Genomic DNA, 20709 nt, shown 5'->3' with positions numbered 1-20709 from the left:
CCAGGACGAAGACAGCGAAATGACGGAAGAAAACCGCTGAGCAAATAGCCAGGGCGATGGGCACATGTCTCGAATCACGCCCCTTAACGACGTTTATAGACTGCAGCTTAGAGGCCAGGATTGCTCATCACCCAACATCACGGATGTGCCCATCATGACTGTTACATCGCCCAGCGTTAGCGCCCCTACCCAGTTCATTGATCTAAGCGACCGCCGCCTGGCTTATCGAACCATCGGCAGCGGCCAGCCGCTCGTCCTGCTTGTTCGCTATCGCGGCACCATGGACGACTGGGATCCACTGTTTCTGGACAACCTTGCTGAGCTTGGCTTCCAGGTCACCATTTTTGACTACAGCGGATTGGGCCTATCAGGCGGCTACCCCAGCTACAATCCCGGGTCACTTGCGAAAGACGCTATCGAACTCATTCACGCGCTGCAGCTTGGCAAAGTGGTCATCGGCGGGTGGTCACTTGGCGGCATAGCCGCTCAGGTTGTACTCGCCCAAGCTCCACAACTGGTAAGCCATGCCGTGCTGATTGGCACTACTCCCCCTGGGCACCTTGTAAAACCCGGCGAAGCGCTGTTCTACGAGATGGCTCGTCGAGAAAATGACTTCGAAGATTTCGTAAGCTTATTCTTCGAGCCGGGCTCTGGGGATAGCCGAGCCACGGCTGAGAGCGCCTGGGCGCGGCTTTCATTACGGACTCAAGAACGTGGCCCTAAGGTTCCTGTTCAGTGGGCAGCCCAGCAACTCGGCGAAGGCCCAAAGAATCCGGTTTTTCCAGTTGAAGCGGTACTGAACGCACTGAAAACCACCACGATCCCTGTGCTTCACCTGGGCGCTGATCACGACATCGTCTTCCCGGTTGAAAACTGGTATGCCCTCAGCCGTCAGCTTCCCACGTTGACGCTAGTGAGCTTCGCCAGTGCAGGTCACGGCCCACATATGCAGTACCCGCAGGCGGCGGCTCGCCATATAGCCGCTTTTACGTCGGTTTAACGCAGAAGTCGGGGCCACCAGTGTGGCCCTTGCATTAAGCAGACACCACACGCCGAGCATCCCTTCGCACTGCCTGGGGCGGGACGCCATAACCACGAATGAAGACCTCTCGCATATGCCGGCGATCCCTGAATCCGGTTTCCTTCGCCACAACATCCAGGCTATGACGGCTCTGCTCGATCATCAAGCGGGCTGCCTCCAGGCGCAGGCTCTCCACAGCCTTGGCGGGTGATTGACCGGTCTCGGCAGTGAATACGCGAGTAAACTGGCGGGGGCTCAAATGCACTGCTTCTGCGAGCTCCTCAACGCTCAATGGTCGGCTCAAATTCTTCCGTGCGTAATCGAGGGCTGCCTGAATCCGATCTGATTTCGGAGACAGTGTCAGCAGCTCGGAATGTTGGGATTGCCCACCGGAGCGGCGCTGATGCATCACCAACTTTCTTGCCACCGACCTGGCCATCTCGGTGCCGAGATCTTTCTCCACCATGCCCAATGCCATATCCAGGGCGGCAGTCATGCCCGCAGACGTCCAGATCTGCCCATCCACGATGAATATACGGTCTTCCTCGACTTCGATATTCGGGTGCAACTCACGGAGCTTCTTTGCGTAGGCCCAGTGGGTCGTAGCTCGGCGGTTATCAAGCACGCCGGCCTGGGCCAGGACGAAGCAGCCGGTGCAGAGGCCTGCGGTGCGTCTAGCGCTGTCGACAAAGCCCCGCACGCTTGCCAGCACTTGCTCGCTCGGCGGCGTCAGGGGGGTCAACGTGCCAGTGATCATCCAGGTGTCGGCCAGACCGGGAGCCCCCAGCGGCAGCGTGTCCATGTACATCCCCAAGGAAGAACGCACCGTGCCGCCCTCGATGGAAAAATTCTGAATCTTGTAGACCGCTTCACCAGCGACGATGTTCGCGAACTCGAACACAGCCTGTGTCGCCAGCGACATAATCTGGAAACCTTCGGTGATCAAATAGCCGACCCTGTGCATAGTTAAGCCCAATTCGTTGATGTCCTAAAAACGTATCATATGCGTCGTTTAAGACGAAATCGACCTTCTGCATCATGGCTTCACACCAAACAACGGAGCATGACCATGACGCAGCATCACAAGGGCACTGCCCTCATCACCGGCGCCTCCACCGGCATCGGTTCCATCTACGCTGAACGCTTGGCTCGACGGGGTTATGACCTTGTACTGGTAGCTCGCAATCGTGAAAGGCTTAACACTCTGGCCAGCCGGCTGACCACGGAAACCCGCCAGAACGTGGAAGTGTTTCCGGCAGATTTGGCTGACGCGACCGATCTGGCCAAGGTCGAACGCAAGCTGCGTGGAGACGCCAGCATCAGCCTGCTGGTGAACAACGCTGGCATCGGCACCCATACCCGCCTGCTGGAAAGTGACGTCGAGCGCATGGTCGAGATGATCACCCTCAACGTCACCGCCCTCACTCGCCTCACCTATGCAGCTATTCCAGGGTTTGTGGCTCGCAAACAAGGCGCCGTGATCAACATCTCCTCCATCGTCAGCCTGGCTCCAGAATTGCTGAACGGCGTGTACGGCGGGAGCAAGGCTTATGTCACCGCTTTTACTCAGTCTCTGTACAAGGAACTGGCGGACAGCGGCATCCAGGTGCAGGCGGTGCTACCAGGGGCCACCGCGACGGACTTCTGGCAGATCGGTGGTTTGCCGGTCGAGAACCTCGATCCAGGCATCGTTATGTCAGCTCAGGATCTGGTGGACGGCGCTCTGCAGGATTTCGATGACCAGGTACTGATCTCCATTCCCTCAATGCACGATCTGCAAGCCTTCGAACGCTACGAAGCCAGCCGGCAAGCCCTGTTAAGCCAGCTGTCCAGCAACCAGCTGGCCCCGCGTTACAACGCCAACTGCTAATCAAAGGAATCGGATCATGAAGCCCAGCGAAAACACTATCTTCATCACAGGTGGTACTTCAGGCATTGGCCGCGCCCTGGCCGAGGCATTCCATCAACGTGGCAACAAAGTGATCGTTGCAGGGCGTCGTCAGGCACTGCTGAATGAGATCGCCCAGGCCAATCCCGGTATCGATACCGTGCGCCTGGACATTAACGATCCGCAGCAGATCAAACAGGTGGCTCAGGAGGTGATCCGCCGTTATCCGGAATTGAACGTGATCATCAACAATGCCGGGATCATGCCTTTCGACAACCCGGCTTCCGGAGACTACGACGACGAACAGGCGGTGAGCCTGCTGCAGACCAACCTGCTGGGCCCAGTACGCGTCAGCGCTGCCTTCGTGGAGCATCTCAAGGGTCAAGCGGACGCCTACATTATCAATAACAGTTCGGTGCTGGCCTACCTGCCGCTGGCAGCCACTGCCCTCTATTCGGCGACCAAGGCAGCCATTCACTCCTACTCGCTGTCGCAGCGGTTCAGTTTGCGTGACACCAGCGTCAAGGTATTGGAAATCGCGCCGCCGTGGGTTGACACCGACCTCATTCACAAGAGCGGTGATAAACGCGCCATGCCGCTGAATGACTTCATTCAGGAAACGCTGGCCAAGCTCGAATCGGCCACTACTGAAGTGCTGGTGGATCGCGTCCTCCCGCTGCGCGCCAACCAGGGAGCGAATGAGCACAAACTGATTCATCAGTTCAACCAGTCGCTGGTTGATAACCCGATACCCGTTGCCTGAAGCCGAACCCGAACCTATTCCGAGGAACTGAATATGACGCGTATTCAAGCTCTGTCGCTCGACCAGGCCCCTTCCGCTGCCCGTACCTCCCTCCAGGGCGTTGAGAAAGGCCTGGGCTTCATCCCGAATGCTTTTGCCACCCTCGCCCATTCGCCAGCGGCGCTCAGTGGCTACTTGGCACTGTCGCAAGCGCTGAACAAGAACAGTTTGACCCCCGCCGAACGTGAGATCGCGGCGCTGGCCGCCTCCGAGGTCAATGGCTGCGACTACTGCGTTGCCGCACACAGCTTCTTTGGCAGCAAGGTTGGCCTCGATCCCGATGACCTGCTGGCTGCACGTGCCGGCACGCTTGATGGCGTGGCTGCACTGGCCAGGGCGATAACCTTGAGCCGGGGCCAGCTCAGCGATGCGCAGTTGGCAGCCGCTCGTGAGGCAGGCCTGGACGATGCCAAGATCGTGGATGTGATCGCCCAAGTTTCTCTGCTCACCTTGACCAACTACCTGAACAACGTGGCCATGACAGAGATAGATTTCCCTCCTGGCAAATGATGGTTGAGTGGAGCGAGCCCGCTTGGTCTCAGACGCTCAACAAAATTTACACTCCAAGTGAGAAAGTCTTGATTTATCCAGGCTATTTGTTGAGTGAATCGAAGCGAATAGCCTACACCCACTCAGCGAATGTAAGAGGTAAAGCCAATGAGGGCAGTCTTTTACACCCTATCCGGTTTGCCTAAGCGTCATTAACCAAAATCGCATCGCCTTCCTCGTCGAACATCACAGCAAGCCGTCGCGCACTCTTCATCTCAGCTATTTGAGAGAAAAAGCAGCGCTCGCAGAGATGCAGCTCGTACTCTTGGCCGTAGCTCAGCTTGCAGCGCCTAATTGCAAGGAGCCTGCCCCTGACGGGCCAGTAACAAGCGAATGCGTGTACGCATGATAAGATCGCTCCAGATTTAATCTGTGGGGCTTCCCGCTTGAGCACGCAACCTGCTATCGGCTACTACGATTCACTGCTTCACGCTCCATCTTTCTCCAGCGAACCACTCGGCAAGCGCCAAGCTGAGTGTTGGAAACGCCTAGTGGATGACATCCACAAATCCACAACAGAGCAAGACCTGCGCGAGGCCTGAGGGACGGCGGAGGTTTACATCATCGGCCTAATGGAATGTGGTCATTTACCACCAGATGGCGAACGCGACTACGTCATTCTCAGCTCGATTCATCGCCGTCAGGATTTCTTGCGTACACTCCTAGCGACGCTCAACTGATCCGCATATTCGACCTTTCAGGCGCCCGCAAAGGCGCCTGGCTCGCGCTCCGAGGATGCGTCAGGTGAGTCAGCGGTTGCGATCAGTGCTCGAAGACTCTTCCGGCCCGCTCCGCGCTTGAAGGAAGTCAGAACAAAATTTCCTGCTTTTGTAACGACCACCCAGAAACGCCCGGCACTAATCAACGAGAAGATCGGCGTGGTCGTAAGCAAATATGCCCCTGTGCGCTTCTCAATAAACCCTGGAACAATTTGACCAACCACGACCCCGACTGCGCAATCGTTCGAAATTTCAACGTCGCTCAGATAAGCAGTGATCGGCACAGGATACTGCTGACCCATCGCTTGTATGATGCGCGTGAGCCGACATCCCGAAACGACCGTGTCGACCACGTTATGGGTATGGCCGAAAATCCAGGCATCAGCCTGCGCGACCTTTCCAATCGGGTAGTGATGCGTGACGACGACGGTCTTGCCTCCGAAATCCTTAGCCAACTCCGTAGCCAGAAAGTCCCGCGCACAAATGTTGCGAGCGATTAGATCGACAGGGCGAAGCTTTCTAAAGCCCTCGCCGATTCGGATCTGGGTGAAGTCGCTCATCCACCCCCAGCACAACGACATCGCTACGCGGTAATCCCCTGTCGAAGTAAAATCTGACCACGCCGTCGTCGCTAGAAATCTGACATCACCAACGACCAGTGTCTGGTTATCCAGAACATGAACATGCCCAGCTGCCGCCTGTTGCATCTTCATCAGCGTGCGGTCTAGGTGGCCGCGGGAGAACTCGTGATTCCCAGGGACGGCCGACTGCACACTTGATCGACGCGTGTGATCGTAGCTGTCAGAGGCCGAAATACGAGCAACAAAAAAGGGCTCCAGATTTCTCTGAGCCCTTTATTTACTGCGATTTGGCGGGGAACCAGGGATTCGAACCCTGGGAACGCTCTCACGTTCGCCGGTTTTCAAGACCGGTGCATTCAACCACTCTGCCAATTCCCCGGATGCATCTGGAATACTGACTGAAGCATGCAGCTGGGATTGGCCTTGGATAAGAACTCTAGGATAGTTGCCCATCGACGGTTTTCAAGACCGTTGCCTTAAACCACTCGGCCACGCTTCCAACTTGTTTGCGGGCGCCATAATACCGTAATGAAACACGCTGTCAAACTCTCTGTGTCGCGGGTTGCGGAGCGTCTGTTAGACTGCTCGCATCTGTAACGTCCATAACCACGGATTCCATAAGGAGTGTCGCCATGCGCGAACAGGATTACGCCGTACACCACGGCCAGCAAGCCGAGCAGCAGGAGGTCAGCAAGGTCCTGCGCAACACGTACAGCCTGCTGGCACTCACCCTCGCGTTCAGCGGTGTCATGGCCTTCGTGGCCCAGCAGATGCGCGTCGGTTACCCGAACGTGTTCGTCGTGCTGATTGGCTTCTACGGTCTGTTCTTCCTCACCGCCAAACTGCGTGATTCGGTATGGGGCCTGGTATCCACCTTCGCCCTCACCGGTTTCATGGGCTTCATTCTCGGCCCAATCCTCAACCGTTACCTGGGTATGGCCGGCGGCGCCGAAGTGGTCAGCTCGGCATTCGCCATGACTGCGCTGGTGTTCGGTGGTTTGTCGGCTTACGTCCTGATCACCCGCAAAGACATGAGCTTCCTCAGCGGTTTCATCACCGCAGGCTTCTTTGTGCTGCTCGGCGCTGTCGTCGCCAGCTTCTTCTTCCAGATCAGCGGCCTGCAATTGGCGATCAGCGCTGGCTTCGTGCTGTTCTCGTCGGTCTGCATTCTGTTCCAGACCAGCGCGATCATCCACGGTGGTGAGCGTAACTACATCATGGCGACCATCAGCCTGTATGTTTCGATCTACAACCTATTCATCAGCCTGCTGCAATTGTTCGGCATCATGGGTCGTGACGACTGATTGACACCGCCTAAGAAAAGCCCGCTTCGGCGGGCTTTTCTTTTTGGAGTGCGGACGTCAGGCTGGCTACCTACTGAATTGCTGACTAAAAAGTCAGATTATCAAGCGGATAATCGCTGATCCTGTCGCCATCGTGGATGCCCCTACCGCAATCGCGCACCTCGCCGTAGAATGCGCTCCTTTTTCTTCCGGGGCGGCTTCAGCGATGAGCTCACACGAACACGGCCCAGGCGCGGCAGCGCCTGCCAATGAACTGGTACTGGGCCTGGAGGACAAGCCACGGCTGTTGATCGGCATGTTGGCCGCCCTGCAGCACCTGCTGGCGATCATCGTACCCATCGTCACCCCAGGCTTGCTGATCTGTCAGGCATTGGGCGTATCGGCGCGTGATACCAACCTTATTGTCTCCATGTCGCTGGTGATTTCCGGGATCGCCACGTTCATCCAGTGCAAGCGCTTTGGCCCGTTCGGTGCGGGGCTGCTGATCGTTCAGGGCACCAGCTTCAATTTCGTCGGGCCGCTGATAGCCGGTGGCGCGCTGATGGTCAAGCAGGGCACACCAGTGGAAGGCGTGATGGCGGCTATTTTTGGTGTGGTGATTGCGGGCTCATTCGTCGAAATGGGCGTGTCACGCATCCTACCGTTCGTTAAACGGCTGATCACGCCTTTGGTGACCGGTATCGTTGTGCTCATGATTGGCCTGACCTTGATCAAGGTAGGCCTGATCAGCATGGGCGGCGGGTTTGGCGCAATGGCCAACGGTACTTTCGCCAACGGTGAAAACCTGCTGTTGTCGGGCGCCGTGCTGGCGGTGATCGTGATCCTCAACCGTATCCCGGTAGTGTGGATGCGCAGTTGCGCCATCGTCATAGCGCTGGCGGTCGGCTATGCCCTGGCCGGCTACCTCGGTCGCCTCGACTTCACCGGCATGCACGAAGCAGCGCTGTTCCAGGTGCCGACGCCACTGCACTTTGGCCTGAGTTTTTCCTGGGCGCTGTTCATTCCCATGCTGGTGATCTACTTGGTCACTTCGCTGGAAGCGATCGGCGATGTCACCGCCACCAGCAAGGTTTCCCGCCAGCCCGTCGAAGGCCCATTATGGATGTCCCGCATCAAGGGCGGCGTGCTGGTCAACGGCGCCAACTCACTACTGGCCGGCCTGTTCAACACCTTCCCCAGTTCGATTTTCGCTCAAAATAACGGCGTAATTCAGCTGACCGGAATCGCCAGCCGCCACATTGGAATCTGGATTGCCGTAATGCTAGTAGTGCTGGGCCTATTCCCAAGCGTGGCGGGTGTGATTCAGGCGGTGCCGGAGCCAGTGCTTGGCGGCGCCGCCATGGTGATGTTCGGGGCAGTTGCCGCATCGGGTATCAACATCCTGGCCAGCACCCGCCTGGACCGTCGAGCTTTGCTGATCATTGCGGTGTCGCTAGCCCTGGGCCTTGGGGTGGCGCAGGTGCCGGAGTTTCTGGCGCACATGCCAGCGGCTGTGCGCAACGTACTGGAGTCAGGCGTTGCGACCGGGGGTATCTGCGCCCTGTTGCTGAACTGGTTCCTGCCGCAGAGCAACGATAACGCCTGATCCACGCCAGCCCAATCGACAAAGCCTGCGCCCACTTGCGCGGGCTTTTTGCTTTATCATGGCGGCATTATTCAGCATGAGTTGCCCATGAAATTCGCTATCGCGGTTTTTTCCCCTGCCCATGCGCCCTCCTCGCGCCGCGCCCTGCGTTTTGCCGAGGCGGTGCTGGCTGGCGGGCATGAAATTGCCCGGCTGTTCTTTTACCAGGACGGCGTACACAGCGCTTCGTCCAACGTGGTCGTGCCTCAGGATGAGCAGGATATCGCCGGCCAGTGGCGTACCTTCGTCGAAAACAACCGTCTTGACGCGGTAGTGTGCATCGCTGCCGCCCTGCGCCGTGGCGTGCTCGACGAAGCCGAGGCCAGCCGCTACCAGCGTCCGGCAGTAAACCTGCACCAGCCGTGGGAGCTATCGGGCCTCGGCCAGCTGCATGAAGCCGCGCAAAACGCCGACCGTCTGGTCTGCTTCGGAGGTGACTGAAATGGCCAAGTCCATGTTGATCATCAGCCGGCAGGCACCTTGGAGCGGCCCATCCGCGCGCGAAGCGCTGGACATTGCCCTGGCTGGCGGGGCATTCGACTTGCCGTTAGCCATGTTGTTTCTTGATGACGGGGTATTGCAACTGATGCCCGCTCAACAGCCAGCGGCCGTTCAGCAGAAAAACCTCGCCGCCAACCTTCAGGCACTGCCGATGTTTGGCGTCGAGCAATTGTACGCCTGCCAGCACAGCCTCGCCCGCCGCGGCCTAAGCGCAGATGGCTTGGAGCTGTCGGTACAGGCATTGGACGATGACGAGTTAAAAGCCTTGATTGCCCGTTTTGACCAGGTGGTGACGCTTTGATGGCAACCCTGCATGTTCTATCGCATTCTCCTTTCGGCGACGAGCGCCTGAACAGCTGCTTGCGCTTGTTGGGCGCTGATGACGGCGTGCTCCTGTGCGGCGATGCGGTCTATGGCCTGCGCGAGGGCAGCGACGCTTACCGCCAGTTGCAGGCTGCTAACCTGCCAGACCGACTGTTTGCCCTCGAAGAGGACATGCAAGCCCGTGGCGTCAGCAGCACCTTGGCCCAGGCGGTGGATTACCCAGCCTTCGTTGAACTGTCGCTGCAATTTTACAAGGTCAATAGTTGGCTATGAGCACCCTGAACGTTGGCGAACGCAATATCGCCTTGGACAAGGAAGGCTTTTTGGTCGACCTGCAAGACTGGTCGCGCCCTGTGGCCGAGGTTCTGGCCGAGCGCGAGGGCATTGCCCTGACCGCCGATCATTGGGAGATACTGGATTTACTGCGCCAGTTCTACGACGAATACCAACTGTCGCCGGCTACTCGCCCATTGATCAAATACGCCGCGCTCAAGCTGGGCGCTGAAAAAGGCAATAGCCCGCATCTTAACCGCCTATTCAACGGCACCCCTGCCAAACTGGCTGCCAAGCTGGCAGGCCTGCCCAAGCCGACCAATTGCATATGACCGATCTGCGCCCTCTGACTCTGGAAACACCGGCTGAACACCCCTTCGCCGAATTCGTGCGCATACTCGGCAAAGGCAAACGTGGCGCCCGCGGGCTGACTCGCGAAGAAGCTCGGGCCGCCATGACATTGCTGCTCGAAGGAAAAGTCGAAGACACTCAGCTGGGTGCCTTTCTGATGCTGCTGCGCCACAAGGAAGAAAGCGCCGAAGAGCTTGCCGGCTTCACCGAGGCCCTGCGTGCTCAATTGCAGGCGCCGCGCATTGCCGTTGATATCGACTGGCCTACCTATGCGGGCAAAAAGCGTCACTTGCCTTGGTACCTGCTCAGTGCCAAGTGCCTGGCAACCAATGGCGTGCGTATTTTGATGCACGGTGGCGGTGCGCATACTGCCGGGCGCATGTACACCGAACAGCTACTGGCATTGCTCAAGATCCCGCTGTGCCGCGACTGGGCTGCCGTCAACCAGGCCTTGGACCAGCAGCACCTTGCCTTTGCGCCCTTGCACGACTGGGCCCCGCAGTTGCAGCGGATGATCGATCTGCGTAACACCCTGGGCCTGCGCTCGCCCATTCATTCCCTGGCCCGCGTGCTGAACCCGCTGAACGCCCGCTGCGGCCTGCAGAGCATATTCCACCCCGGTTATCAGGCAGTGCACCGTGAGGCGAGCCGTCTGCTTGGCGATCATGCCATAGTGATCAAAGGCGACGGCGGCGAAATCGAGGTCAATCCTGACGTCATCAGCCATCTTTACGGTGCACGTGACGGCCAGGCTTGGGACGAGGAATGGCCAGCGCTGAGTGAACGCCGCCATGTCAAACCGCCAAGCCTGCAGCCTGAGCACCTGCTCGCTGTTTGGCGCGGTGAAGCTCAGGACAGCTACGGTGAAATGGCCGTGGTCGCGACAATGGCTTTAGCCTTGCGTGGCCTTGGGGAAAATCGCGAGCAGGCTTTCGCAACCGCCCACAGCTATTGGGCCGCACGGAACCAATCGAAAAAATAGATACTAACCTGGCAGTATTTGCGCTAGTTGTTCGAACGACTTTCCCTAGACTGAGCTCCAACGACAAACAGTACTGTTTCCGAGGAGCTCATCATGGGCCTTTTGATCGACGGCCACTGGCAGGACCAGTGGTATGACAATGGCAAAGACGGCACCTTCAAACGTGAGAGTGCTCAGCGCCGCAACGCCCTGCCCGCCCCTGAAGCCGGTCGCTACCACCTGTATGTTTCGCTGGCCTGCCCCTGGGCACACCGTACGCTCATCGTTCGCGCCCTGAAAGGCCTGGAACCGTTGATCGACGTATCAGTGGTCAGTTGGCTTATGCTCGACCATGGCTGGACTTTCGACCAGCAGCAAGGCTCAAGCGGCGACCACCTCGACGGCCTTCAGTACCTGCACCAGCGCTATACCCAAGACGACCCACACTATACTGGCCGCGTCACCGTGCCCGTACTGTGGGACAAAAAGGAAAAGCGCATCGTCAACAACGAGTCGGCGGAGATCATCCGCATATTCAACAGTGCATTTAACGAGCTGACCGGCAACAGACTGGACCTGTATCCCGAGCCATTGCGCCCGGCCATCGAAGCGCTAAATGAACGCATCTACCCGGCAATCAACAACGGCGTGTACCGCGCAGGCTTTGCCACCACACAAGACGCCTACGAGACGGCATTCGATGACGTGTTCAACGAACTGGACCATCTCGAAGCATTACTCGGTCGAAACCGCTACCTGGCGGGCGAGTACCTGACCGAAGCCGATGTACGCCTTTTCACCACCCTGGTGCGTTTCGATGCTGTGTATCACGGGCACTTCAAGTGCAACTTGCGCCGCTTGAGCGACTACCACAATCTGTCAAACTGGCTGCGTGAGCTGTATCAGTGGCCGGGTGTGGCAGGGACGGTGAACATGGAGCATATCCAGAAGCACTATTACATGAGCCACAAGACCATCAACCCCAATGGCATAGTGCCTAAAGGCCCATTGCAGGACTTTGGCCTCCCCCATGATCGGGAGCAGTTGATGGGCAAGGGCATCTGGCAGCGTTGAGACAAAGGGGCTGCCGGGCAGCCCCAACGTGCTTAGCTGTTCTGTGCACCTTCAAACCACGCCAGCTTCTCGCGCAATTGCACCACTTCACCAACGATCACCAGGGTCGGCGCATGCACCTCGTGCTGCGCCACCAATTGCGGTAGATCAGCCAGGGTGCCGGTGAACACCCGTTGATTGCGCGTCGTCCCTTGTTGCACCAGCGCAGCTGGGGTACTAGCCGCCCTTCCATGGCGTATCAGCTCGGCGCAAATGGTGGGCAACCCAACCAGCCCCATGTAGAACACCAGCGTCTGAGCCGGGGCTACCAGATCATTCCACGGCAAGTTGCTGGTGCCGTCCTTGAGGTGGCCGGTGACAAAACGCACCGACTGAGCATGGTCGCGGTGAGTCAGCGGAATGCCGCCATAAGCGGAGCAACCGCTTGCTGCGGTGATACCTGGCACCACCTGGAACGGGATGCCGTGTTCCGCCAGCTCTTCGATTTCTTCGCCGCCCCGGCCAAATATGAACGGATCGCCACCTTTGAGGCGCAGAACGCGTTTGCCTTGTTGGGCAAGATCGACCAGCAGGCGGTTTATCTGCTCCTGGGGCACGGAGTGGTCAGCGCGGCGCTTGCCCACATAAATACGCTCGGCATCGCGTCGGCACATGTCGATGATGGCTGGGGCCACCAGCCGGTCATACAGCACCACGTCGGCCTGCTGCATCAGGCGCAGGGCACGGAAGGTCAGCAAGTCCGGGTCGCCCGGCCCTGCTCCCACCAGGTACACTTCCCCGCCTTGCTGCACGGGCGCCCCCTCCACCATCGCTTGCAGCAGACGCTCAGCTTCGGCGCCCTGCCCGGCCAGTTGACGCTCGGCAATTGGCCCCTGGAATACGGTTTCCCAGAAGCCACGACGCTGATTCACGTCTGGATACAAGGTTTTCACCTTGTGCCGGAAGCGCGCAGCCAGCCCGGCCAATTCGCCGTAGGCAGCCGGGATCCAGGCTTCCAGCTTGGCGCGAATCAACCGCGCCAACACGGGCGCATCGCCGCCGCTGGAAACTGCGATCACCAAGGGTGAGCGGTCGACGATAGCCGGGAAGATCACCGTGCACAGGGCCGGCGCATCCACCACGTTGACCGGCAGGCTCACCGCCTGCGCATCGGCCGACACCTGGGCGTTGAGCGCTGCGTCATCGGTAGCCGCGATCACCAGCCGGCATCCGACCAAGTCGGCCGCCAGATAACCGCGCACCAACACCTCACCGCCACCTTCCCGCGCCAATGCAGCCAACTGACCATCGACATCCGGCGCCACTACGCGCAGCACCGCACCGGCGTCGGCCAGCAGACGCGCTTTACGTAAGGCTATCTCACCCCCGCCGACGACCAACACTCGGCCGCCCTGCAGTTTGTGGAACAGCGGCAGGTATTCCATTTAGCGGATGACCTCAACGCCGCCCATATAGGGCTTGAGCACATCCGGTACACGAATCGAGCCGTCAGCCTGCTGATAATTTTCCAGTACCGCCACCAACGTACGCCCTACGGCCAAGCCGGAACCGTTGAGGGTATGCACCAGCTCAGGCTTGCCGGTTTCCGGGTTGCGCCAGCGGGCTTGCATGCGGCGGGCCTGGAAATCACCGCAGTTGGAGCAGGAGCTGATTTCGCGGTATTTGCCTTGGCTAGGCACCCACACCTCAAGGTCGTAGGTCTTGACTGCACCAAAGCCCATGTCGCCGGTGCACAGCGCCAGTACGCGGTATGGCAGCTCAAGCAACTGCAGCACGCGCTCGGCGTTGGCGGTAAGGCCTTCGAGAGCCTCCATGGACTTGGACGGCTCCACCACCTGCACCATCTCGACCTTATCGAACTGGTGCTGGCGAATCATGCCGCGCGTATCACGGCCCGAGGCGCCGGCTTCGCTACGGAAGCATGGGGTGTGAGCGACAAGCTTCAACGGCAGCTGCTTGGCATCGAGAATCTGCTCGGCGACCAGATTGGTCAGCGACACTTCGGCGGTGGGGATCAGGTAGAAGTCAGCTTCACCTTCGCGGGTGATCTTGAACAGATCTTCCTCGAACTTCGGCAACTGGCCGGTGCCCTGCAGGGCCGGGGCCTGTACCAGGTAGGGCGTGTAGTGCTCTTCGTAGCCGTGCTCGCCGGTGTGCAGGTTGATCATGAACTGAGCCAGCGCGCGATGCAGGCGCGCAATCGGCCCACGCAGTACGGCAAAACGCGCGCCGGACAGCTTGGCCGCAGCCTCGAAGTCAAGGCCCCCACTGATTTCGCCCAAAGCCACGTGGTCTTTGATGTCGAAATCGAATACTGCTGGGGTACCCCAACGGCGCACCTCAACGTTATCGTCTTCGCTGGCACCGACCGGCACACTGGCGTCCGGCAGGTTCGGAATGGTCAGCAAAATGCTGTCCAGCTCGGCCTGAATACCGTCCAATTCGGTTTTACCGGCAGCCAGTTCATTGGCCATGCGCTCGACATCAGCCATCAGCGGAGCAATGTCTTCACCCTTGGCCTTGGCTTGGCCGATCGACTTGGAACGGGCATTACGCTCGGCCTGCAGCTGCTCGGTGCGGGTCTGCACCGCCTTGCGGCGCTCTTCCAGTGATTCGATGCGCGCGACATCCAGGCTGAAGCCACGGGAGGCCAGGCGATCTGCCACTTCCTGAAGTTGGCCGCGTAACAGTTTGGAATCGAGCATATCGTTCTCTCGTTATAAGTAGGTGTTGGTTCAGAAACGGGTCAAAGACAGGCCGGCCCAGGTGGCTAGTAGCCCGCCTACCACGCTGATACTGGTATAGCCCAAGGCAAGGGGCACTTGGCCACTTTCCAGCAGGCGCACGGTATCGAGCGAGAAAGAGGAAAATGTCGTCAGCCCACCGAGGAAGCCAACGATCAAGCCAGCGCGCAGTTCTACTGGCACGAGCGGTTTGTGCAGAAACAGTCCATACAGCAGGCCAATCAGTAGGCAACCCACCAGGTTGACCGCCAGCGTACCGAGGTAAAAGTGCCGTGGCCAGTGAGCCGCGACCCAATTGGTGGTGGCAAAGCGCAGCAAGGTGCCGCAGATACCGCCCGCGCTCACCGCGGCAATCAATGCAATCACGTTTTTCTCCGCTGGCGAGGGCTGTTGCGGTCGAGTTCAGCCAGGTGACGCAGCTTCTCACCGATCTTCAATTCCAGGCCCCGTGGGACGGGCTGATAATACTGCCGAGGCTCGAGCGCCTCCGGGAAGTAATCTTCACCGGCCGCATAAGCATCGGGCTCGTCGTGGGCGTAACGATATTCATCGCCATATCCCAGTTGCTTCATCAGCTTGGTAGGGGCGTTACGCAGGTGCAGCGGCACTTCCAGCGAGCCGTGTTCAGCCGCTTCGCGCAAAGCGGTCTTGAAACCGACATAGACTGCGTTGCTCTTTGGCGCGCAGGCAATGTAGGTGATGGCCTGGGCCACCGCCAATTCGCCCTCTGGGCTGCCGAGGCGCTCCTGCACATCCCAGGCGGCCAGGCAAAGGCTCAGGGCGCGAGGGTCGGCGTTGCCAATGTCCTCGCTAGCCATGCGCACCACGCGCCGGGCGATGTACAGAGGGTCACAGCCGCCGTCGAGCATGCGCGCAAACCAGTAGAGTGCGCCGTCGGGGTTGGAGCCGCGCACCGCTTTGTGCAGCGCTGAAATCTGGTCGTAGAACGCCTCGCCCCCCTTGTCGAACCGGCGGCGGCTGTCACCGAGCAGGCTTTGCAGCATCTGCACGTCGATCTCGCTGCCATCCTCAGCAAGGTCGGAGGCATTTTCCAGAAAGTTCAGCATCCGACGGCCATCGCCATCGGCAGCGGCCATCAGCATCTTGAATGCTTCGTCGCCAACGCGCAGGTTGCGCCTGCCCAGCCCGCGCTCTTCATTCAGGGCGCGATCGACCAACTTGCGCAGTGCTGCCTCGTCCAGGCTCTTGAGTACGTACACCCGCGCCCGCGAGAGCAGCGCATTGTTCAACTCGAACGACGGGTTTTCGGTGGTGGCGCCGATGAACAGCAACGTGCCATCCTCCACGTACGGCAGGAAAGCATCTTGCTGGGATTTGTTGAAGCGATGCACTTCATCGACGAACAGAATGGTCCGCCGACCGTACTGGCCGGCCTGCTGCTTGGCCACTTCGACAGCCTGGCGGATCTCTTTGACCCCGGCCAGCACCGCCGACACTGTCTCAAAGTGCGCATCGCAAAACTGCGCCAGTAAGCGCGCCAGCGTAGTCTTACCCACCCCAGGCGGGCCCCAGAAAATCATCGAGTGCAGCGCACCCTGCTCCAGCGCCTCGCGCAGCGGTTTGCCACGCGCCAGCAGGTGCTCCTGACCAACGTACTCGTCCAGATTGGACGGGCGCAGGCGAGCGGCCAGAGGCTGGGCGACGGGTTCGCTTCGAAACAGGTCCATGGCGAGCTCTGCTTACTCCCTGATGACGTCGGCACCTTTGGGGATGTCGAACCTGAATTGATTGGCCGGCACCGCCTGGTTGGCCTTGACGCCATTGAACAGGATATTGGTACGCTGGCCGACACCGTCGACCAGTTGCATGTCATTGATGAGGCCTTTGCGGAACGACACACGCAACGAGTCGAACAATGTGTCCTTGGTCTTAGGCTTGAGGGTGAAGTCCATCACTTCGCCTTGCTGCTTGGAGGTGATATCGAAGCTCTGACTGATCTTCGAAACATCACCGGACAATAGCAGTGCCGGGGTCTGATTCAGGCGCTGGTCCAGCTTCTTGACGGTAGCCTGTTCCAGGTCCGGGTCCCAAAGGGTCACATTTTTGCCATCGGACACCACCAACTGCTCCTGTGGCGCGTTGGTGTGCCAGTAAAACAGGCCGGGACGTTGCACGACCATCTTGCCGGTGGTTTCCTGCAGGCTGGTGCCGCCAGCGTCCAGGGTCAGCTGGGAGAAATTGGCCTCGATGGTCTGGGACTTTTCCAACAGCTGGGTCAGGCGTTGTACGTCTTGCTCACCGGCATAAGCAGTAACCGAGCCCAGGGTCAGGGCAGAAACCAACAGCATGCGAATCGCGCGCATGGGAATCCTCATTGAGCATTGAAAAGGCCAGGCGCCACCGTTGGCGCCCGGCAGGATATTGATCAGTCGCGCGGGCCGCCTGGGGCTATCACTTCCCGCGAGCCGTTGCTGTTCATCGGGGTGACCACGCCGGCCATTTCCATGGACTCGATCATGCGCGCTGCTCGGTTGTAACCAATCTTGAGCTTGCGCTGCACTGCGGAAATCGAGGCACGGCGGCTTTCCAGAACAAATTGTACCGCCTCATCATACAGCGCATCGGTTTCGGCATCGTCACCATCGCCGCCGCCGCCACCCTCAAAACCACTGCCGGCTTCTTCCACACCGTTGAGAATGTCGTCGTTGTAATCGGGCGCTCCGCGCAATTTCCAAGCCTCGACCACGCGGTGCACCTCGTCGTCCGAGACGAACGCGCCGTGCACACGGATAGGCAGGCTGGTGCCCGGTGGCATGTACAGCATATCGCCGTGACCCAGCAACTGCTCGGCGCCACCTTGGTCGATGATGGTCCGCGAGTCGATTTTACTCGACACCTGGAACGCCATACGGGTCGGAATGTTGGCCTTGATCAAACCGGTGATCACGTCCACGGAAGGGCGCTGGGTGGCGAGGATCAGATGAATACCGGCCGCGCGCGCCTTCTGGGCGATACGGGCGATCAGCTCTTCGACCTTCTTGCCGACGATCATCATCATGTCGGCGAACTCGTCGACCACCACCACGATGGTCGGCAAGGTTTTCAGAGCGGGCGGCTCGTCTTCCATGCTCTCCCGGCGATACAGAGGATCGTGGATGATCTCGCCAGCATCCTGGGCGTCCTTGACCTTGCGGTTGAACCCGGCCAGGTTACGCACACCCATCGCCGCCATCAGCTTGTAGCGCCGCTCCATCTCCGCCACGCTCCAGCGCAGGGCGTTGGCAGCATCTTTCATGTCAGTGACTACTGGGCAGAGCAGGTGCGGGATACCCTCGTAGATCGACAGTTCGAGCATTTTCGGGTCGATCATGATCAGTCGCGCGTCTTCCGGGCTCGACTTGAACAGGATCGACAGGATCATGGCGTTCACACCGACCGACTTACCAGAACCGGTGGTACCGGCCACCAGCAGGTGCGGCATCTTGGCTAGGTCGGTGATCACCGGCTTGCCGCCGATGTCGTGGCCAAGGGCCAAGGTGACGGGGGACTTCTGCTCGTCGTACTGCGGCGTAGCGAGTACTTCCGAGAAGCGCACCATCTGCCGATTTTCGTTAGGGATTTCGATACCGACCGTGGTTTTACCGGGGATCACTTCGACCACCCGCACGCTGGTCACCGCCAGCGAACGCGCCAGGTCCTTGGCCAGGTTGGCGATGCGGCTGACCTTGACGCCTGCGGCAGGCTGGATTTCGTAACGGGTAATCACCGGGCCTGGGTGGATAGAGTCCACAGACACTTCCACACCGAATTCTTTGAGCTTGATCTCCAGCAACTGGCCGACGCCTGCCAGGGACTCGGGGGAGTACTCGATCTTCTTCTGCTCGGCAGGGTCCAGGATGGAGATCGACGGCAAGGTGCCTTCCACAGCGCTATCGACGAACACTGGCGCCTGCTTTTCCTTGATCACCCGTTTGCTCGGCTCCGGCGCCATAGCTTCGGTGGGCGGCACGATGGTCGGAACGGTTGCTGGTTGCTCACGGCGAATAGTTGGCTCACGAGGCACCACCGGCTCGCGACTCAGGGCAGGCTCGCGAGGCGCTGCAGGTTCACGGGCAAGGGTTGGCTCACGCGGTTCACTCGGCTGGGCCGGTGCCTCTTCACGTTTGAAGATACGCTCGCGCAGCGCCGGCTTGGCGGGCTCGCGCTTGTCCGTGGCCTTCGCACCCAGGTCGAACACCGGCTCGTCCACTTCACGCAACTGCGCCTCCAGGCGCTTGCGCTCGTTGCGTGCCTCCCACCAGCGGCTAGCAGCCCCCTGCACCCACTCGAACAAATCCAGGGTGATCTTGCCGGTCATGTCCATCACTTTGAACCACGACAGGTCGGTGAAAACGGTCAGGCCGAACAGGAACAACGCTATGAACATCAGCGTACTGCCCTGCACGTTCAGCAGGCTGCGAGCCAGATCGCCAAGGCTCTCCCCCAGCGCGCCGCCTGCGGAAAACGGCAGGCTCGCTGGCGGATGGAAGTGAATGTGCGCCAGGGCCGCCCCCGACAACACCAGAAACACCAGGCCGATCAGCCGCCAGGAAAACAACCAACCGCTCCACTGCCAGGGCTGGTGGCGCTCGCGGAAGATCTGCCAAGTCTTGATCGCCAGTAGCAACGGGAAGATGTAGGCAAAATAGCCCAGCACCATGAACAGGATGTCGGCAAAGTACGCGCCGGCACGCCCAGCGGCATTCTGCACCTGATCGATGTTGCTGGTGTGGCTGAAGCCTGGGTCAGCCGTGTCGTAGGTCAGCAGTGCCATCCACAGGTACAGGCACAGGGCGCCAACTGCGATCAACGCACCTTCCTTGAGACGGTAATGCAGCTGCTGCCGCCATAGAGGCACGGGCAAAGGAGCTGGAGTTGCGGTGGATTTCTTCAAAACGCGTCTATTCCTGCGCGTGCTGCGCGTCCAGTAGTGATCGGCCAGTGCCTGGCCAACGAACCACTACTTTTAACATTACTGCCCGCCAGCTGCCATGACGGCGCGCCGTATGGAGCTTGAGAGGGGGCGACTTTCATATAGGTGCAATTTGAGCATGCATTTTCTTTCGTGACAAAGGCTTATGCTGTGTTTTTGCACAGGTGTGACAGCAAATGTGGCCGATGGTGCCTGTAATACCCTGAATGTGTCCGAAATTGTCTATCTGGCGCCTTCGTCACCCCTCCGAGCACCTGCCAGCATTGACCCGGCAAGCCCACCGCGCCATGCTGCCCTCTCCCCTCCCCCACCGCACGATTGACCATGCTCACCTGGCTGACCCGCGACTCGCTGACCTTCCCACCACTGGAAAAGGCCCTGCACGATCCCAATGGCCTGCTCGCTGCAGGCGGTGACCTGAGCCCCGAGCGCCTGGAGCAAGCTTATCGACATGGCTGCTTCCCCTGGTACCAGGACGGCCAGCCCATTCTCTGGTGGTCACCCGACCCGCGCACGGTGTTGTTCCCCGACGAGCTGCATGTTTCTCGTTCGCTGGCAAAGCTGATGCGCCAAGGCCGTTACCAGGTCACCTTCGACAGCGATTTCCCTGCTGTGATAGCCGCCTGCGCAGCCCCACGCGATTATGCCGACGGCACCTGGATCACCGACACCATGCGCGATGCCTACTGTGAGCTGCACCGCCGCGGCATCGCCCATTCGGTGGAGGTGCGTGAGGGTGACGAGCTGGTAGGCGGGCTTTATGGCTTGGCGATAGGCCAGCTGTTTTTTGGCGAGTCAATGTTCAGCCGCGCCGACAATGCCTCCAAGGTGGGCTTCGTGTCGCTGGTCGAGCATTTGCACCAAGCCGGCTTTGTGCTGATCGATTGCCAGATGCCGACCAATCATCTACACAGCCTCGGCGCCCGCGCCATCAGCCGGGCTCGTTTCGCCGACTACCTGGCCCAACACCTCGATCAGCCCAACAGCGCCAGCTGGGTTCGCTAGGCGAGTTTTGCCAGCTGGCTTACACTTAAAGCATCGTCTCATCGAGGGGTTGATC

General features: G+C 59.5%; 20 protein-coding genes, 1 tRNA gene and 1 pseudogene. 13 read left to right on the top strand and 9 right to left on the bottom strand.

Annotation, left to right across the window (positions count from 1 at the left end):
• Positions 1–64 precede the first annotated feature (64 nt).
• Positions 65–1000, top strand: coding sequence for an alpha/beta fold hydrolase (locus HU725_RS08810; protein WP_225915521.1), 936 nt, complete (start codon positions 65–67; stop codon positions 998–1000).
• Between the two features lie 34 nt (positions 1001–1034).
• On the opposite strand, the gene HU725_RS08805 is transcribed toward HU725_RS08810, so the two are convergent.
• Positions 1035–1985, bottom strand: a complete 951-nt coding sequence (locus tag HU725_RS08805) for a GlxA family transcriptional regulator (protein WP_186476888.1) — start codon at positions 1983–1985, stop codon at positions 1035–1037.
• A 105-nt stretch (positions 1986–2090) separates the two neighbouring features.
• Here HU725_RS08805 and HU725_RS08800 point away from each other — a divergent pair, with 105 nt between their 5' ends.
• From HU725_RS08800 to HU725_RS08790, 3 genes are read left to right on the top strand one after another with little or no spacing between them, the layout of a single operon-like run.
• Positions 2091–2891 carry an SDR family NAD(P)-dependent oxidoreductase gene (locus HU725_RS08800; protein ID WP_186476887.1) on the top strand — a complete coding sequence of 267 codons (801 nt, stop codon included), beginning with the start codon at positions 2091–2093 and terminating at the stop codon, positions 2889–2891.
• Between the two features lie 16 nt (positions 2892–2907).
• On the top strand, positions 2908–3672 hold the full coding sequence (locus HU725_RS08795) for an SDR family oxidoreductase (protein WP_186476886.1): 765 nt from the start codon (positions 2908–2910) through the stop codon (positions 3670–3672).
• A gap of 33 nt (positions 3673–3705) precedes the next feature.
• A complete protein-coding gene (locus HU725_RS08790; protein ID WP_186476885.1) occupies positions 3706–4221 on the top strand; it encodes a carboxymuconolactone decarboxylase family protein in 516 nt (171 codons plus the stop codon).
• A 1078-nt stretch (positions 4222–5299) separates the two neighbouring features.
• Here HU725_RS08790 and HU725_RS08785 read toward each other — a convergent pair.
• Positions 5300–5740: pseudogene (locus tag HU725_RS08785) on the bottom strand (metallophosphoesterase family protein); the annotation flags it as partial.
• A 108-nt stretch (positions 5741–5848) separates the two neighbouring features.
• Positions 5849–5938 (bottom strand) — tRNA-Ser (locus HU725_RS08780).
• Between the two features lie 254 nt (positions 5939–6192).
• Here HU725_RS08780 and HU725_RS08775 point away from each other — a divergent pair.
• The 8 genes from HU725_RS08775 (at position 6193) to HU725_RS08740 (ending at position 11972) form a co-directional block, all read left to right on the top strand.
• A complete protein-coding gene (locus tag HU725_RS08775; protein ID WP_027919754.1) occupies positions 6193–6864 on the top strand; it encodes a Bax inhibitor-1/YccA family protein in 672 nt (223 codons plus the stop codon).
• A 205-nt stretch (positions 6865–7069) separates the two neighbouring features.
• A complete protein-coding gene (locus tag HU725_RS08770; RefSeq protein WP_186476884.1) occupies positions 7070–8449 on the top strand; it encodes a nucleobase:cation symporter-2 family protein in 1380 nt (459 codons plus the stop codon).
• An 87-nt stretch (positions 8450–8536) separates the two neighbouring features.
• Positions 8537–8929 carry a sulfurtransferase complex subunit TusD gene (gene tusD / locus HU725_RS08765; protein ID WP_060477768.1) on the top strand — a complete coding sequence of 131 codons (393 nt, stop codon included), beginning with the start codon at positions 8537–8539 and terminating at the stop codon, positions 8927–8929.
• 1 nt (position 8930) lies between these two features.
• Positions 8931–9290, top strand: a complete 360-nt coding sequence (tusC, locus tag HU725_RS08760; RefSeq protein ID WP_186476883.1) for a sulfurtransferase complex subunit TusC — start codon at positions 8931–8933, stop codon at positions 9288–9290.
• Positions 9290–9586: a sulfurtransferase complex subunit TusB gene (tusB, locus tag HU725_RS08755; protein WP_060477770.1), complete on the top strand. Its 297-nt coding sequence runs from the start codon at positions 9290–9292 to the stop codon at positions 9584–9586. Before tusC ends, tusB begins: the two co-directional genes overlap by 1 nt.
• Positions 9583–9918, top strand: coding sequence for a TusE/DsrC/DsvC family sulfur relay protein (locus HU725_RS08750; RefSeq protein ID WP_060477771.1), 336 nt, complete (start codon positions 9583–9585; stop codon positions 9916–9918). The genes tusB and HU725_RS08750 overlap by 4 nt, the downstream gene beginning before the upstream one ends.
• 14 nt (positions 9919–9932) lie before the next feature.
• A complete protein-coding gene (locus HU725_RS08745; protein WP_437180328.1) occupies positions 9933–10919 on the top strand; it encodes a glycosyl transferase family protein in 987 nt (328 codons plus the stop codon).
• 93 nt (positions 10920–11012) lie between these two features.
• Positions 11013–11972 (top strand): glutathione S-transferase family protein, encoded by a 960-nt coding sequence (locus tag HU725_RS08740; protein WP_186476881.1) that lies wholly within the window; start codon positions 11013–11015, stop codon positions 11970–11972.
• Positions 11973–12004: 32 nt separating this feature from the next.
• Here HU725_RS08740 and cysG read toward each other — a convergent pair whose 3' ends face one another.
• From cysG to HU725_RS08710, 6 genes are all read right to left on the bottom strand, one after another.
• The gene (gene cysG / locus HU725_RS08735) at positions 12005–13396 is read right to left on the bottom strand and encodes a siroheme synthase CysG (protein WP_186476880.1); all 1392 of its coding nucleotides are present in this window, start codon (positions 13394–13396) and stop codon (positions 12005–12007) included.
• Positions 13397–14677, bottom strand: a complete 1281-nt coding sequence (gene serS, locus HU725_RS08730) for a serine--tRNA ligase (protein ID WP_060477775.1) — start codon at positions 14675–14677, stop codon at positions 13397–13399. It lies immediately after the preceding gene.
• A gap of 30 nt (positions 14678–14707) precedes the next feature.
• Positions 14708–15082, bottom strand: a complete 375-nt coding sequence (crcB, locus tag HU725_RS08725) for a fluoride efflux transporter CrcB (protein WP_060477776.1) — start codon at positions 15080–15082, stop codon at positions 14708–14710.
• Positions 15079–16404 (bottom strand): replication-associated recombination protein A, encoded by a 1326-nt coding sequence (locus HU725_RS08720; RefSeq protein WP_186476879.1) that lies wholly within the window; start codon positions 16402–16404, stop codon positions 15079–15081. The genes crcB and HU725_RS08720 overlap by 4 nt, the downstream gene beginning before the upstream one ends.
• A gap of 12 nt (positions 16405–16416) precedes the next feature.
• The gene (gene lolA / locus HU725_RS08715; protein ID WP_186476878.1) at positions 16417–17040 is read right to left on the bottom strand and encodes an outer membrane lipoprotein periplasmic chaperone LolA; all 624 of its coding nucleotides are present in this window, start codon (positions 17038–17040) and stop codon (positions 16417–16419) included.
• A 62-nt stretch (positions 17041–17102) separates the two neighbouring features.
• Positions 17103–19658: a DNA translocase FtsK gene (locus HU725_RS08710; RefSeq protein ID WP_437180327.1), complete on the bottom strand. Its 2556-nt coding sequence runs from the start codon at positions 19656–19658 to the stop codon at positions 17103–17105.
• Positions 19659–19973: 315 nt separating this feature from the next.
• Here HU725_RS08710 and aat point away from each other — a divergent pair, with 315 nt between their 5' ends.
• Positions 19974–20654: a leucyl/phenylalanyl-tRNA--protein transferase gene (gene aat / locus HU725_RS08705; RefSeq protein ID WP_186476876.1), complete on the top strand. Its 681-nt coding sequence runs from the start codon at positions 19974–19976 to the stop codon at positions 20652–20654.
• Positions 20655–20709: the final 55 nt, after the last annotated feature.

The sequence above is a fragment of the Pseudomonas promysalinigenes genome (assembly GCF_014269025.2).
GTDB classification, from domain to species: domain Bacteria; phylum Pseudomonadota; class Gammaproteobacteria; order Pseudomonadales; family Pseudomonadaceae; genus Aquipseudomonas; species Aquipseudomonas promysalinigenes.
This window is presented reverse-complemented; position numbering and strand designations above follow the sequence as displayed.

Coding starts and splice junctions, on each gene's coding strand:
- HU725_RS08810 (WP_225915521.1), top strand. CDS start 65: ATGTCTCGAATCACGCCCCTTAACGACGTTTATAGACTGCAGCTTAGA.
- HU725_RS08805 (WP_186476888.1), bottom strand. CDS start 1,985: ATGCACAGGGTCGGCTATTTGATCACCGAAGGTTTCCAGATTATGTCG.
- HU725_RS08800 (WP_186476887.1), top strand. CDS start 2,091: ATGACGCAGCATCACAAGGGCACTGCCCTCATCACCGGCGCCTCCACC.
- HU725_RS08795 (WP_186476886.1), top strand. CDS start 2,908: ATGAAGCCCAGCGAAAACACTATCTTCATCACAGGTGGTACTTCAGGC.
- HU725_RS08790 (WP_186476885.1), top strand. CDS start 3,706: ATGACGCGTATTCAAGCTCTGTCGCTCGACCAGGCCCCTTCCGCTGCC.
- HU725_RS08775 (WP_027919754.1), top strand. CDS start 6,193: ATGCGCGAACAGGATTACGCCGTACACCACGGCCAGCAAGCCGAGCAG.
- HU725_RS08770 (WP_186476884.1), top strand. CDS start 7,070: ATGAGCTCACACGAACACGGCCCAGGCGCGGCAGCGCCTGCCAATGAA.
- tusD (WP_060477768.1), top strand. CDS start 8,537: ATGAAATTCGCTATCGCGGTTTTTTCCCCTGCCCATGCGCCCTCCTCG.
- tusC (WP_186476883.1), top strand. CDS start 8,931: ATGGCCAAGTCCATGTTGATCATCAGCCGGCAGGCACCTTGGAGCGGC.
- tusB (WP_060477770.1), top strand. CDS start 9,290: ATGGCAACCCTGCATGTTCTATCGCATTCTCCTTTCGGCGACGAGCGC.
- HU725_RS08750 (WP_060477771.1), top strand. CDS start 9,583: ATGAGCACCCTGAACGTTGGCGAACGCAATATCGCCTTGGACAAGGAA.
- HU725_RS08740 (WP_186476881.1), top strand. CDS start 11,013: ATGGGCCTTTTGATCGACGGCCACTGGCAGGACCAGTGGTATGACAAT.
- cysG (WP_186476880.1), bottom strand. CDS start 13,396: ATGGAATACCTGCCGCTGTTCCACAAACTGCAGGGCGGCCGAGTGTTG.
- serS (WP_060477775.1), bottom strand. CDS start 14,677: ATGCTCGATTCCAAACTGTTACGCGGCCAACTTCAGGAAGTGGCAGAT.
- HU725_RS08720 (WP_186476879.1), bottom strand. CDS start 16,404: ATGGACCTGTTTCGAAGCGAACCCGTCGCCCAGCCTCTGGCCGCTCGC.
- lolA (WP_186476878.1), bottom strand. CDS start 17,040: ATGCGCGCGATTCGCATGCTGTTGGTTTCTGCCCTGACCCTGGGCTCG.
- aat (WP_186476876.1), top strand. CDS start 19,974: ATGCTCACCTGGCTGACCCGCGACTCGCTGACCTTCCCACCACTGGAA.